The organism is Roseovarius aestuarii, assembly GCF_019966515.1.
GTDB classification, from domain to species: domain Bacteria; phylum Pseudomonadota; class Alphaproteobacteria; order Rhodobacterales; family Rhodobacteraceae; genus Roseovarius; species Roseovarius aestuarii.
The window spans coordinates 23,940-36,768 of sequence record NZ_JAIMIB010000015.1 but is presented as its reverse complement, the minus strand read 5'-3'; the positions used below and the strand labels follow the sequence as shown (position 1 = coordinate 36,768).

The window sequence follows — 12,829 nt, the reverse complement described above, 5'->3', positions numbered from 1 at the left end:
TGTGGGCGGCTCTGATTTGAAGCGCGCTCTTAGCGGTTTTCGATATCGACGTAGTCGCGGGCGTTTGACCCCTGGTATAATTGCCGCGGGCGACCGATTTTCAGTTGCGGATCAGCGATCATTTCCTTCCACTGCGAAATCCAGCCAACCGTCCGCGACACGGCAAAGATCGGCGTGAACATCGAGGTGGGGAAACCCATCGCCTCGAGGATAATGCCGGAATAGAAATCGACATTCGGGAACAGTTTTTTGTCCGCGAAGTAATCGTCTTCTAGCGCCTGTTTTTCCAGTTCTTTCGCGACCTGAAGCGTCGGGTTGTCTTCAACTCCCAGAAGCTCCAGCACCTCATCGGCAGATTGCTTCATCACCTTGGCGCGGGGATCGAAATTCTTGTAGACCCGGTGGCCGAAGCCCATCAGGCGGAAATCATCATCCTTATCCTTGGCGCGGTCGATATATTCGGGGATGCGGTCGACAGTGCCGATTTCGCGCAGCATCTCAAGACATGCCTGATTGGCGCCGCCGTGGGCGGGACCCCAAAGGCAGGCAATACCGGCGGCGATACAGGCAAATGGGTTTGCGCCCGAGCTGGACGCCAACCGGACGGTCGAGGTCGAGGCGTTCTGTTCGTGATCTGCATGCAGCGTGAAAATCCGATCCATCGCGCGGCTGAGGATCGGGTTCACCTCATAATCCTCGGACGGCACGGCAAAGCACATGCGCAGGAAGTTCGAGGCATAGTCCACGTCGTTGCGCGGATAGATGAAGGGCTGGCCGATTGTGTACTTGTACGCCATCGCCGCGATGGTCGGCATCTTGGCGATCATCCGGATCGAAGCAACCTCGCGCTGCCACGGGTCATTGATATCGGTACTGTCGTGATAGAAGGCGCTGAGCGCGCCGACGACACCCACCATGATCGCCATCGGATGCGCATCCCGGCGGAAGCCGCGAAAGAGGAAATGCATCTGCTCGTGCAGCATGGTGTGGTTGGTCACGCGGCTTTCAAAGTCTTCCAGCTGCGCGGCTGAGGGCAGCTCGCCATAGAGCAGGAGATAACAGACTTCGAGATAATGCGACTTCCCGGCCAGTTGGTCGATCGGGTAGCCACGATGCAGCAATTCGCCCTTGCCGCCATCGATAAAGGTGATCGTGCTGTCGCAGCTTGCGGTCGAGGTAAAGCCGGGATCATAAGTGAATACACCCGCCTGACCATAAAGCTTGCGGATGTCGATGACATCAGGGCCTGCGGTGGGTGAAAAGATGGGCAATTCGTAGGTGTTACCGTCAATTTCCAACGTCGCGGATTTAGTGCTGTCAGTCATTCGGTATCCTCCGTCCTGATGCCCGCGCTTGCCGCGCTTAGGGGCTATATAAAATCGTCGGCCTTACGAGAATGTTAACCAGTCTCGCAGGCGGCATCGTTGAGCCGGGCAATGCTTTCTTCCTGCCCCAGCACCAGCATCATGTCGAACACGCTGGGTGTTACGCTCCGGCCTGCCAATGCGGCCCTGAGCGGGCCTGCCAGTTTGCCGAACTTCATGTCGTGCTCGTCGGCAAATCGATTTGCGACTGCCTCAAGCTCTTCGCGGTTCCATCTAGCATTATGCAGATGCGGCGTCAATTCTTTCAGTATACCACGGGATACATTATCGAGATTCTTAAGTGCCTTCTCATCCGGATGTAGCGGCCGGTCTGAAAGTATAAAATGTGCTTTTTCAATAAGTTCCGGAAATGTCTTCGCGCGCTCTTTCAGGCAATACATGCCCTTTTCCAGCAACGCTGCCTTATCCGCCGTCAACGCGGCTTGGCCCGTTGCTGCCAGAAAATCCGCGATGTTATGCAGCAGTGCAGCATCGTCAGCGGCCGCAATGTGCTGACCGCAAAGATTTTCGAGCTTCTTGAAGTCGAACCGCGATGGGGATTTGCCGATGCCCTTCAGATCGAACCATTCCTGCGCCTGTGCATCGGTGAAAAACTCGTCATCGCCATGGCTCCAACCCAGCCGCGCGAGATAGTTGCGCATGCCCGCAGCTGGGTAACCCGTCGCGCGATATTCCTCGACCCCGAGCGCGCCGTGACGCTTGCTCAGCTTCTTACCATCAGGGCCGTGGATCAGCGGGATATGGGCCCAGACGGGCACGTCCCAGCCCAGTGCGGTGTAGACCCCCATCTGCCGCGCGGTGTTGTTGAGGTGATCGTCACCGCGGATCACATGGGTCACGCCCATATCGTGATCATCGACGACCACGGCCAGCATGTAGACTGGCGTGCCGTCGCTGCGCAGCAGGATCATGTCGTCCAGTTGGTCGTTGCGGATGGTGACATCGCCCTGCACCTGATCGCGGATCACGGTTGTGCCTTCGGTCGGTGTGCGCAGACGGATTGCGTAGGGCGCGTCGGGATGGTCAGCCGGATCGGTATCGCGCCACGGGCTTTGAAACAGAGTCGAGCGTTTTTCGGCCTGTGCCAGCTCCCGGAAGGCAGCGATTTCCTCTTGCGTTGAAAAGCACTTATAAGCCTTGCCCGCCGCCAGCAATTCATGCGCGACCTCGGCATGACGGGCGGCATTGCCGGCCTGGCTGATTGCATCGCCGTCCCAGTTCAGCCCTAACCATTGCAACCCGCTCAGAATGGCCTGGGTTGCCGCTTCGGTCGACCGGGCACGGTCCGTGTCTTCGATCCGCAGTTTGAATTCACCGCCGTGGCGCCGCGCATAGAGCCAGTTAAAGAGCGCCGTGCGCGCACCGCCGATATGCAGAAATCCGGTGGGCGAGGGGGCAAAGCGGGTCACGACGTGCTGCGGCATGATGCAGGTTAACCTTTCAGTAACGGTGATGGAGATAGCGTTTACGCCTGTCTACCGACCCGTCAGAGGGGTGACAAGCCTTGGCCATCTGGCATCTGTTGCAAACCGAAAGGTTATCGCAGCGGGGGCATTTGTTCCCGTGGGTGCCGGTCTGTCTGGCGATCGGTGTCATGACCTATTTCGGGGTTAAATCAGAACCGGCTGTGAACAGTTTTTTCTGGATCGTGGCCTGTGCTTCGGGGCTTGTCTTGCTGGCCCGCTGGGCGGGAATGCTCCTGTCGCCTGTGCTTTGGGCATTGGCGCTGGCGGCGGTTGGCTTTTGCCTTGCGGGGGTGCGCGCCCATCAAATCGCGGCCTCGGTGCTGGACTGGCGCTATTACGGCCCGGTGGAAGGGCGGATCGTGGGGATCGACCGTTCAGGCAGCGATGCGCTGCGGCTGACGCTGGATCAGGTGGTGTTGCGGAACCTCCCGCCTGACGAGACGCCCGAGCGTGTGCGCCTGTCGTTGCACGGACAGCAGGGGTTTGTTGATCCGGCGCCGGGGCTGAGGGTGATTGCCACGGCGCATCTGTCGCCACCCGGAGGCCCGGTTGAGCCGGGCGGATTCGATTTCCAGCGCCATTCATGGTTTTTGAGGCTGGGCGGCGTAGGGTATACGCGAACGCCGCTTCTGGCAATCGCCCCGCCCGAGGACGGGCAATGGCTGTTCAAGGCGCGGATAGGTCTGTCGACGCGGGTTCAGGCGGCGCTGCCCGGAGAAGTCGGCGCTTTTGCGGCGGCTATCATGACTGGAGATCGCGCGGGGATGGGCCTGGACACGTTGAAAGCGCTGCGGGTGTCGAACCTGGCGCATCTTCTGGCGATCTCAGGGCTGCATATGGGGCTGCTGGCGGGCTTCGTCTTTGCGGTTTTTCGACTGGGGTTTGCCGCCATACCCGTGATCGGCCTACGGGTCCCGGCGAAAAAGCTGTCGGCGATTATGGCAATGACAGTCGCCGCCGGGTATCTGGCCTTGTCGGGCGGCAATGTCGCCACCGAACGGGCCTTCGTGATGGTTGCCGTGGCGCTGATTGCGGTGCTTTTCGACCGGCGGGTGCTCAGCCTGCGGGCGGTGGCGGTGGCAGCGGTGATCGTGCTGGTCCTCAGGCCCGAAGCGTTGCTGGGGCCGGGTTTCCAGATGTCCTTTGCCGCGACCACCGCCCTGGTGGCGGTGTTCGGCTGGATCAGGGACCACCGGGTTCCGCTTGGCCCGGACTGGATGAAACCTGTGGCGGCGGTCGTGATCTCGTCGCTGGTGGCGGGACTGGCGACGGCACCCGTGGCGGCAACGCATTTCAACCAGATCGCGCATTATGGCCTTGTGGCCAATCTGCTTAGCGTGCCTCTGATGGGTGTGCTGGTGATGCCGGCCGCTGTGCTGGCGGCGTTTCTGTTGCCCTTCGGTCTGGAGATCATCGGCCTCTGGTTTATGGGGCTTGGCCTGCAGTGGATCTTGGGTGTGGCCCATTGGGTGTCGGGGATCGAGGGGGCCCGGGGCACGGTGGTAAGCCCGGACCCCATCGTGCTGCCGATGATGATTCTGGGGGCGCTGGTGGTGGTGCTCTGGCAGGGGCGGGCGCGGTTTGTCGGGGTGGCGCCTGTGGTGCTGGCCTTCGCGCTTTGGTCGCAGACCATGCGGCCGGATGTGCTGATCTCGGATACCGGCGCCCTGGTGGGTGTGATGACCGACAAAGGCCGTGCCCTCAGCAAGCCACGGGGCGCGGGGTTTGTGGCGCTCAACTGGCTGGAAAATGACGGCGATGCCGCCGAACAGGAGAAGGCGGCGGCGCGATGGAACGAAACATTGCCCGCATCTTATAAGATCACGGCCATACGCGGCAAACGCGCGGCCGAGGCATTGACGGATTGTGCCGGTCACGACTGGGTGGTGATGAATGTCGATCCGCCCCATGATCTGCCCTGCAAGGTGATCCATCCGGGGACTCTGCGTAAATCCGGCGCTCTGGCGCTATACCGCACCGAGACAGGGATAAAGACAGTGTCAGCGCGCCAGATCACCGGCGCGCGGCTCTGTAATACTCAGTAAGACCGGATCAGACCGACCAACCGGCCCTGCACCTTGACCTTGTCTTCGGGGAAGACGCGGGTTTCATAGGCGGGGTTTGCTGCCTCGAGGGCGATCGCGGTGCCCTTGCGGAAAAACCGCTTGAGGGTCGCTTCGTGATCGTCAACCAGGGCGACGACGATATCACCGTTATCGGCAGCGCTGGTTTCGCGGATCACCACCACGTCACCATCGTTGATCCCGGCGTCGATCATTGAATCGCCCGTAACTTCAAGCGCGTAGTGTTCACCTGATCCGCTCAGCATGCTGCTGGGCACGGCCACGTTATGCGAGGCGTGTTCGATCGCTTCCTTGGGCACCCCGGCAGCGATCTGGCCCATGACCGGAAGATCCACTGCAGCCGTCGCCACAACCGGCTGGGCATTGGCGGGTTTCGCGGCATCAGGCTTGTCGCCGTCAATCACCCGTGGCGAAAAGCCATGCATGGCTTCACCGCCAAGCGTTTCCGGCAGCTTCACAATCTCGAGTGCGCGGGCACGATGCGCCAGGCGACGGATAAAGCCACGCTCTTCCAGCGCGGTAATCAGCCGGTGAATGCCGGATTTCGACCGCAGATCCAGCGCTTCTTTCATTTCATCAAAACTGGGAGGAACACCATCGCGCTGCACGCGCTCATGGATAAATCCCAACAAATCCAACTGCTTCTTGGTCAGCATCTGAGGAGTCCTCTGCTCGTTGTATTTCGCTTTGTTCTACGCATGTTCCCGTTTTGTGTCAACTGTGGATAAAAAGCCGACCTGTCGTCCCGTCATAGTCATTTGCCAGTCGCATCAGCACATCAGGGCCGGGAAGAAACCGGTGATCCACTGACCTGTTCTTTTCCAGAATTACGGGCATCATGGTTAACGAACTGTAAATCAAAGAAATTATCAGCCGTTGGCAAAACGCAACGCTCGGACCGGATTGGCGCTGACCGCGGATTTTATGCGCATAGCGTGACCATGACCATCGAGGCCAGAACAACCGGCCAGAACCCGGCTTTTGGGATCAGATTGTCCTTGTAGTGGATGATCCGTAAGGCGCGGGCGCTATCCAGTGCGAACAGATAGGTGTTGATCGAGACCGCGAGAAACAGGAAGTACATCATGAAATAAAAATATTCCAGATACACGACCCGCGCGCCCGGAAAGCCCTCGCGCAGTTGAACATGGGCCAGCAGTACCACAAAGAACAGAACCGAACAGGTGCCGATGACATTTGCGGTATTGGCGCCGTGGCGCTCGGTCAGGCCCGCCTCCCGTGTGACCGTCATCATCGCGCCGAACAAAAGCGTGGTCACTACGAATAGCGGGATCATGTAGACGATAAAGGCATTTTCAAACTTGCGTCTGATCAGCACGTTGTAATGCAGTTCGGGGAAATTTTCCTGACCCGCATAGGCCTTGATGCCGAAATTGGTGTCATAGTCGGCAGGTTTGTAATCAAAAAAGGTATTCTCACGCTCCCAGGTGCCAAGTACGATCAATTCTTCAATCCCGAAAACGTCTTCGGGTCCGGTTGCTGAATAGGCCTTGAAATCCGGCACAAGCACGATGTTGCGGGCAAAATCCTTGGGCCAGAGGCGCACCCAGACAGTTTTGTGGTCGAATGGATAATCGGTGTAGTCGAAGGTCTGACGCAGGGTCTGCTCGAAATACCAACCGATGACTTCACCCTTGCCCTGACGGATGCGATAGGCCTCTCGTATCTGGCCACTTCCCTCATCCACGCCTTCGGGCAGAACAAAACCCACCTCGCCGGGTTCCGGTTTGATGCGGTCGTGAACGCCATCTTCGTAATGCTGCCAGATATAACCGGTGAGGTGGACGTCGCTGAAGCCCACGAAACGAAGCGATTGTATGAAGATGCCTGTCCTGAGCAGAATATCCGCATCGGGCCAGTTGGATTGCAGATAGCGCTGAACCGATGCGTTGTCGGGAAGCTGCGTCGGATCCTGATCGCGCTGGTTCTTATCGACCCAAAGCTGAAAAAGGATAAAGATCAAAACCAGTGAAACAACACCCGAAACGGACCAGATCCCTCGTTCGCTCATGTTCATTTTCTTCCACCCCAAAAGTATTACGTTCTCTTTTATCGGGTTAAAATATTATTAAATTCAACCTATAAGAGAATTACTCTATGTGACCTGGTAGAAAAATCATGGGGTGTGTGCCCTAGGTTTGAGAGGCGAGAACCGGGGCATAACCGGTTTGGTCGTCAGATTGGAAGATATTCGACGCTTTCCCCGGCGCTGCGGGGGCCATCACCCACGGGGCGGACCAGCAGGGCGTTGGCGTCTGCCAGCACTGTCAGCAAAGAGCTGTCTTGCCGGGTTTCGGCGCGAATTTCACCATCCTGCACAAAGGCGCGCATATAGTGTTCGCGTGGCCCGTTTTCGGGCAAGTCAGCCGCCAGCCGGGCGCTTAGCCGGGATGACGGGTGTAATCCCAGGCCCAGCATCGCGCGAATGACAGGCGCCAGAAAGACATGGCCGCAGACCATCGCCGAGACCGGATTGCCGGGCAGGCCAACCATCACCGCATCGCCCATCCGGCCCGCCATCAGCGGTTTGCCGGGGCGCATGGCGATCTTGTAGAAGGCACGCTGCATCCCCAGATCTTCAGCCACGTCGCCTACCAGATCGTGATCACCGACGGATGCGCCGCCAATGGTGACGATCAGGTTGGCGTCTTTCGCCAGATCGAACGCCGCTTCCAGCAGCGGGCGGCTGTCCCCGGCGATCGGCAGGATACGGGCGCGGGCGCCGATCCCGTCCAGCAGTGCCTTGAGGCCAAACGTGTTCGAGGCGATGATCTGATCGGGGCCGGGGTTCTCGCCGGGCATCACCAGTTCATCGCCGGTTGAAATCAGGGCCACATCCGGTCGACGTGCGACCGAAACCTCGGCTATGTTCATCGAGGCCAGCAGGGCGATATCCGAGGGCCGTAGCAGGCGCGGCGCACTTAACTTGTCGCCCGCGCAAAAATCAGCGCCTGACGGGCGAATGTTGTCGCCGCCGCTCAGCCGGTCGGTCAGGGTGATGCGATCGCCGCTGCGGTCGACATCTTCCTGTATCACCACACGGGTGGCCCCTTGAGGCACCGGCGCGCCGGTAAAGATGCGGATGGCCTGCCCGGGGCCACAGGCGCGGCTAAACCCGTGCCCCGCCGCCGCTTCGCCAATGACATCGAATTCCGCGCCAACCGCCACCTCGTTGCCGGGGACCGCATAGCCATCCATCGCCGAGGCGGCGAAGGGAGGCTGGTCACGGCTGGCAATCGCATCCGCGGCCAGAACCCGGCCCACGGCCTGGGTCAGTGGGACGGTTTCGGCGCCTATGGGAGATACAAGCGAAAAAAGCTGCTCAAGCGCCTGGTCGACCGAAATCATTTCGCCTCGTACCGCCCTGATTTCCCACCATCTTTCAGAACCACATGAGTGCCGCCGATTTCCATGCCCCGGTCTACAGCCTTGCACATGTCATAGACCGTCAGCGCGGCGACATTGGCGGCGGTCAAGGCTTCCATCTCAACCCCGGTCTGGCCGGTGGTCTTGACGGTGGCTTCGATCCGGATGCCGGGCAGGGTCTCGTCGAGTGTCAGATCCACAGCGACCTTGGAAATGGGCAGCGGATGACAGAGCGGAATGAGATCGGCGGTTTTCTTGGCACCCATGATACCGGCCAGCCGTGCCACCGCCAGAACGTCGCCCTTCTTGGCGCGGCCTTCCGCAATGATATCAAAGGTTTCACGCAACATCTTGATGTAACAGGCGGCCACGGCGATCCGGTCCGTCACGGCCTTGTCCGAGACATCGACCATATGAGCATCGCCCTTGCCGTCGAAATGCGTGAGGCCAGACATTTACATCCCCCCGGGCGTCAGCGGCGAGGCCAGAATGTCGCGCGTGGCGGCGGTCACATCACCAGCCCGCATCAGGGTTTCGCCAATCAGGAAGCTGCGCGCGCCGTAACGCGCCATATCCGCCAAATCTTCGCGGGTAGCAAGGCCGCTTTCACAAACGATCATCCGGTCAACGGGCACATGTTTCGACAGCATGCGCGTGGTATCAAGCGTCGTCTCAAAGGTGTTGAGATCGCGGTTGTTGATGCCCATCAATGGCGATTTCAGCGCGCCCGCCCGCTCCAATTCGGCCAGGTTATGCACTTCGATCAGCACATCCATATCCCATTCCATCGCGGCGGCTTCAAGTTCGGCGGCCTGGGCGTCGCCGACGCTGGCCATGATGATCAGAATACAGTCGGCACCAAGCGCGCGGGCTTCGACCACCTGATAGGGGTCATACATGAAATCCTTGCGCAGAACCGGCAGATCGCAGGCCTCGCGCGCCTGCGGAAGAAATTCCTTCGCGCCCTGGAAACTCGGCGTGTCGGTCAGCACGGACAGGCAGGCAGCACCACCATCGGCATAGGCACGGGCCAGAGCAGCCGGGTCGAAATCGTCGCGGATCAGTCCTTTGGAGGGGCTGGCTTTCTTGATTTCAGCAATCAGCCCGTAGCCCTGCTGTGCGGCACTCCACAAGGCGTCGCTGAAATCGCGTACCGGGTCGGCCTCGCGGGCATTGGCCTCGACCGCTTCCATCGGTACCTCCGCCTTGGCGGCGGCGACTTCCTCAAGCTTGTAGGCCTTGATTTTTTCCAGAATGGTGGGCGTGGTCATTTTGCCTCCGACGTCAGGGTGGCGAGGGCGTTAATCTTGGCCAGCGCAGCACCACTGTCGATGCTCTCGGCGGCCATGGCAACGCCGGATTTCAGGTTACCCGCAGCGTCGGCGACAACCAGCGCGGCGGCCGCGTTCAAGAGTACCGCGTCGCGATAGGCGCCGGGCGCGCCATCCAGCAGGGCGCGGAAGGCGACCCCGTTTTCTTCGGGTGTTCCGCCAAGGATATCCTCGAAAGGATGCACCGGCAGACCGAAATCCTCGGGATGCAGTTCGGCCTCGCGGATGCTGCCGTCTTTTTCCAGCGAACAAACCCAGCTGATGCCGGTGATGGTCAATTCATCGGTGCCGTCGCTGCCGTGGACCAGCCAGGCGTGTTCAGAACCCAGCTGCCCCAATGTCTCGGCCATCGGGCGGATCATGTCGCGGCTGAACGCGCCGGTAAGCTGGCGTTTGACGCCTGCCGGGTTGGTAAGCGGCCCAAGGATGTTGAAAATCGTGCGCGTTCCCAGCTCGGCTCGTACCGGGCCCACATGGGCCATCGCCGGGTGATGCATGGGCGCCATCATGAAGGCAATGCCGACCTGCGCTAGGGCACGCTCCACGACATCGGCACCGACCATGACATTGACGCCCATCTGTCCCAGGGCGTCCGCAGCGCCGGATTTCGAACTGAGGTTGCGGTTACCATGCTTGGCCACCGGCACACCCGCACCCGCCACCACAAAGGCGGTCGCGGTCGAGATGTTGAGCGTACCCTTGCCATCGCCGCCGGTGCCGACGATGTCCATCGCGCCCGCCGGGCCTTTGACCGCATTGCATTTGGCGCGCATCACCGCGGCGGCGGCGGCATATTCATCCACCGTTTCGCCGCGGGTGCGCAGGGCCATCAGCAGCCCGCCGATCTGGCTTGGGGTGGCCTCGCCTTCAAACAGGATATTGAACGCCGCCTCGGCCTCGGAGCGGGTCAGCGGACGATCCGCCGCCGCGCCGATCAGCGGTTTGATGTCGTCGCTCATGCAGGCACCGATGTTTTTTGCGGCATCGTATCCAGAAAGTTCTTCAGAAGCGCATGACCATGCTGCGAGGCGATGGATTCGGGGTGAAACTGCACGCCGTGGAGCGGCAATTCACGGTGGCGCAGCCCCATGATCGTGCCATCCTCAAGCTCGGCATTGATCTCAAGGCATTCCGGCAGGCTGTCGCGCTCGACTACCAGTGAGTGGTAACGCGTGGCCTCGAAAGGCGAGGGCAGGCCAGCGAACACACCGGTGCCCTGATGATGCATTATGCCCATCTTGCCATGTACGATCTCGGAATGGCGGATTACCTTACCGCCAAAGGCTTGGCCGATCGCCTGATGGCCCAGGCAGACCCCCAGAAGCGGGGTTTTGGTCTCGGCTGCTGCCTCGACCAGGGCCAGGCAAATGCCTGCCTGATCGGGGTCGCAGGGGCCGGGGCTAAGCAGGATACCGGCGGGATTCATTCCCATCGCTTCCTGCACGTTCAGCGCGTCGTTGCGGTGCACAACGACCTCTGCCCCCAATTCACCGACGTAATGCACGAGGTTATAGGTGAAGCTGTCGTAGTTATCGATCAAGAGCAGCATCTTGCCAGTCCTTGCTTTTGAGGGGCTGGAGGCCCCATATAGGGTCGCGCTATACTTGTTCAGTCTTGCAAGGCAGCGTCAAGGGGCGCAAAGCTGGGAAAACGGCAAAAATAGAGGGGCGAAGGCAGTGGCACGGGGAACTTTATCAGGCATGATCGCCGGGATCGTGGTCTCGGGGCTTGCGGTAGGGACGGCATCGGTGTTGACAGAGATACCGGGAACCGGGGCACCCGAGGCGGTCGCCATCGAGGTACCTGCCGGGTCGGAGTTTGACCAATCACGCGATGATACGCAGGCTGATCTGCCAGACGTGCAGGAAACCCCGGATGCGGGTGACGTGGCCAGGATCGAAGCGCCGGAACCCGATGACCTGAGCGCGATTGGCTCCGATGACCGGGCCAGCGCTGCGCAACCGGAAACCGACGACACCGAAGTGGCGTTGAACACGCCCGCAACCGGCGAAAGTGGCACTGGCATCGCGGTTGAAACCGATACGCCGATCTTGCCCAATCCGCAGGCCAACGCGCCCGAAGCGCCGCTCAGCGAGGAGGAGCTTTCGATATCGACCGACCCGGCACAACCGGCTCAACCCGATATTGCGGAAGAGGCGCCGAGCTTTACTGAAGAGGCTGCCGACGCCGACGATACCGATGCCGCAACAGAAGAAAATACCGCGTCGGTCGATGTGCAGGACCAGGTGGCCGATCTGTCGCTGCCTGTTGTCGAGCCCCCCGAGGAAGCGGCGGATGCGCCTGAAAGCGACACCGCGCCCACGCCCGAGGTTGAGGACGCGGCCCAGACCGAGGGCGATACGAATTCTGGTATCATCGAAGACATCGCCACGAATGTGACCACGGACAGGTTGCCATCGGTCAGCGACGCGCCGGAAGAAACTGCCGTGGAAGGTGAGACCGAGGACGGCGCTGCCGCCGAGGCAGACGATGCCACATTGCCGCCGATCCAGCGCTTTGCAGCCGAGTTCGAAAATCCCGATAACAAGCCGCTGATGTCGATCGTCCTGATTGATGATGGCAGCAGTCCGATTGACCTCGATGCGCTGACAAGCTTTCCCTACACCCTGAACTTTGCGGTCGATACCGGCTGGTCGGGTGCCACAGACGCGATGCGAAAATACCGCGATGCCGGGTTCGAGGTTCTGGCCATCATCGATCTGCCCGAGGGTGCGTCGGCCGCCGATATCGAAGTGTCGATGCAGAGCTATCTGACCCGCGTGCCCGAGGCGGTGGCGATCATGGAAGGTCAGGGCAGGGGGCTTCAATCGAGCCGTGATGCGAGCGAGCAACTGGCCGATATTCTGCTTGATAGCGGTCACGGTGCAGTAATGTTCGCCAATGGTCTGAATACCGCCCAAAAGCTTGTTGCCCGCGCCGGTGTGCCATCGGTCAGCGTGTTCCGGGATTTCGACGCCAAGGGGCAGAGCGCCACCGTGATCCGACGGTTTCTGGATCAGGCGGCGTTCCGCGCCGGTCAGGAAGAACAGGGTGTGGTCATGGTTGGCCGCTTGCGCGCCGATACGATCAGCGCGCTGTTGCTCTGGGGGTTGCAGGACCGTGCGGGCCGGGTGGCTATCGCACCGGTATCGGCGGTGTTGCTGGCCGAGTGACCG

11 protein-coding genes are annotated in these 12,829 nt (G+C 60.4%); 2 read left to right on the top strand and 9 right to left on the bottom strand.

Annotated features, from left to right (window positions below):
- Window positions 1-29 precede the first annotated feature (29 nt).
- Entirely contained in the window at window positions 30-1,325 is a 1,296-nt protein-coding gene (gltA, locus tag LC334_RS16490; RefSeq protein ID WP_085799703.1) for a citrate synthase, read from the bottom strand.
- A 74-nt stretch (window positions 1,326-1,399) separates the two neighbouring features.
- Window positions 1,400-2,809 carry a glutamate--tRNA ligase gene (gene gltX, locus LC334_RS16485; RefSeq protein WP_085799702.1) on the bottom strand — a complete coding sequence of 470 codons (1,410 nt, stop codon included), beginning with the start codon at window positions 2,807-2,809 and terminating at the stop codon, window positions 1,400-1,402.
- An 80-nt stretch (window positions 2,810-2,889) separates the two neighbouring features.
- On the opposite strand from gltX, the gene LC334_RS16480 reads away from it, so the two are divergent.
- The gene (locus LC334_RS16480) at window positions 2,890-4,896 is read left to right on the top strand and encodes a ComEC/Rec2 family competence protein (RefSeq protein ID WP_223413037.1); all 2,007 of its coding nucleotides are present in this window, start codon (window positions 2,890-2,892) and stop codon (window positions 4,894-4,896) included.
- On the opposite strand, the gene lexA is transcribed toward LC334_RS16480, so the two are convergent.
- From lexA to LC334_RS16445, 7 genes are all read right to left on the bottom strand, one after another.
- Complete coding sequence (gene lexA, locus LC334_RS16475) at window positions 4,890-5,591, bottom strand: transcriptional repressor LexA (protein ID WP_085799701.1); 702 nt, start codon at window positions 5,589-5,591, stop codon at window positions 4,890-4,892. The genes LC334_RS16480 and lexA overlap by 7 nt on opposite strands.
- Before the next feature lie 266 nt (window positions 5,592-5,857).
- The gene (locus LC334_RS16470; RefSeq protein ID WP_176237650.1) at window positions 5,858-6,967 is read right to left on the bottom strand and encodes a hypothetical protein; all 1,110 of its coding nucleotides are present in this window, start codon (window positions 6,965-6,967) and stop codon (window positions 5,858-5,860) included.
- 164 nt (window positions 6,968-7,131) lie between these two features.
- Window positions 7,132-8,304 carry a molybdopterin molybdotransferase MoeA gene (locus LC334_RS16465; RefSeq protein WP_085799700.1) on the bottom strand — a complete coding sequence of 391 codons (1,173 nt, stop codon included), beginning with the start codon at window positions 8,302-8,304 and terminating at the stop codon, window positions 7,132-7,134.
- Window positions 8,301-8,777 carry a cyclic pyranopterin monophosphate synthase MoaC gene (gene moaC / locus LC334_RS16460; RefSeq protein ID WP_085799699.1) on the bottom strand — a complete coding sequence of 159 codons (477 nt, stop codon included), beginning with the start codon at window positions 8,775-8,777 and terminating at the stop codon, window positions 8,301-8,303. The genes LC334_RS16465 and moaC overlap by 4 nt, the downstream gene beginning before the upstream one ends.
- Window positions 8,778-9,593: an indole-3-glycerol phosphate synthase TrpC gene (gene trpC / locus LC334_RS16455; protein WP_085799698.1), complete on the bottom strand. Its 816-nt coding sequence runs from the start codon at window positions 9,591-9,593 to the stop codon at window positions 8,778-8,780.
- Window positions 9,590-10,612 (bottom strand): anthranilate phosphoribosyltransferase, encoded by a 1,023-nt coding sequence (gene trpD / locus LC334_RS16450; protein ID WP_085799697.1) that lies wholly within the window; start codon window positions 10,610-10,612, stop codon window positions 9,590-9,592. The genes trpC and trpD overlap by 4 nt, the downstream gene beginning before the upstream one ends.
- Complete coding sequence (locus tag LC334_RS16445) at window positions 10,609-11,202, bottom strand: anthranilate synthase component II (RefSeq protein ID WP_085799696.1); 594 nt, start codon at window positions 11,200-11,202, stop codon at window positions 10,609-10,611. The genes trpD and LC334_RS16445 overlap by 4 nt, the downstream gene beginning before the upstream one ends.
- Before the next feature lie 127 nt (window positions 11,203-11,329).
- Here LC334_RS16445 and LC334_RS16440 point away from each other — a divergent pair, with 127 nt between their 5' ends.
- The gene (locus tag LC334_RS16440; RefSeq protein WP_223413036.1) at window positions 11,330-12,826 is read left to right on the top strand and encodes a divergent polysaccharide deacetylase family protein; all 1,497 of its coding nucleotides are present in this window, start codon (window positions 11,330-11,332) and stop codon (window positions 12,824-12,826) included.
- Window positions 12,827-12,829: the final 3 nt, after the last annotated feature.

Bases quoted from the DNA above. Each gene is read 5' to 3' on its own strand.
- gltA (WP_085799703.1), bottom strand. From the start codon at position 1,325: ATGACTGACAGCACTAAATCCGCGACGTTGGAAATTGACGGTAACACC.
- gltX (WP_085799702.1), bottom strand. From the start codon at position 2,809: ATGCCGCAGCACGTCGTGACCCGCTTTGCCCCCTCGCCCACCGGATTT.
- lexA (WP_085799701.1), bottom strand. From the start codon at position 5,591: ATGCTGACCAAGAAGCAGTTGGATTTGTTGGGATTTATCCATGAGCGC.
- LC334_RS16470 (WP_176237650.1), bottom strand. From the start codon at position 6,967: ATGAGCGAACGAGGGATCTGGTCCGTTTCGGGTGTTGTTTCACTGGTT.
- LC334_RS16465 (WP_085799700.1), bottom strand. From the start codon at position 8,304: ATGATTTCGGTCGACCAGGCGCTTGAGCAGCTTTTTTCGCTTGTATCT.
- moaC (WP_085799699.1), bottom strand. From the start codon at position 8,777: ATGTCTGGCCTCACGCATTTCGACGGCAAGGGCGATGCTCATATGGTC.
- trpC (WP_085799698.1), bottom strand. From the start codon at position 9,593: ATGACCACGCCCACCATTCTGGAAAAAATCAAGGCCTACAAGCTTGAG.
- trpD (WP_085799697.1), bottom strand. From the start codon at position 10,612: ATGAGCGACGACATCAAACCGCTGATCGGCGCGGCGGCGGATCGTCCG.
- LC334_RS16445 (WP_085799696.1), bottom strand. From the start codon at position 11,202: ATGCTGCTCTTGATCGATAACTACGACAGCTTCACCTATAACCTCGTG.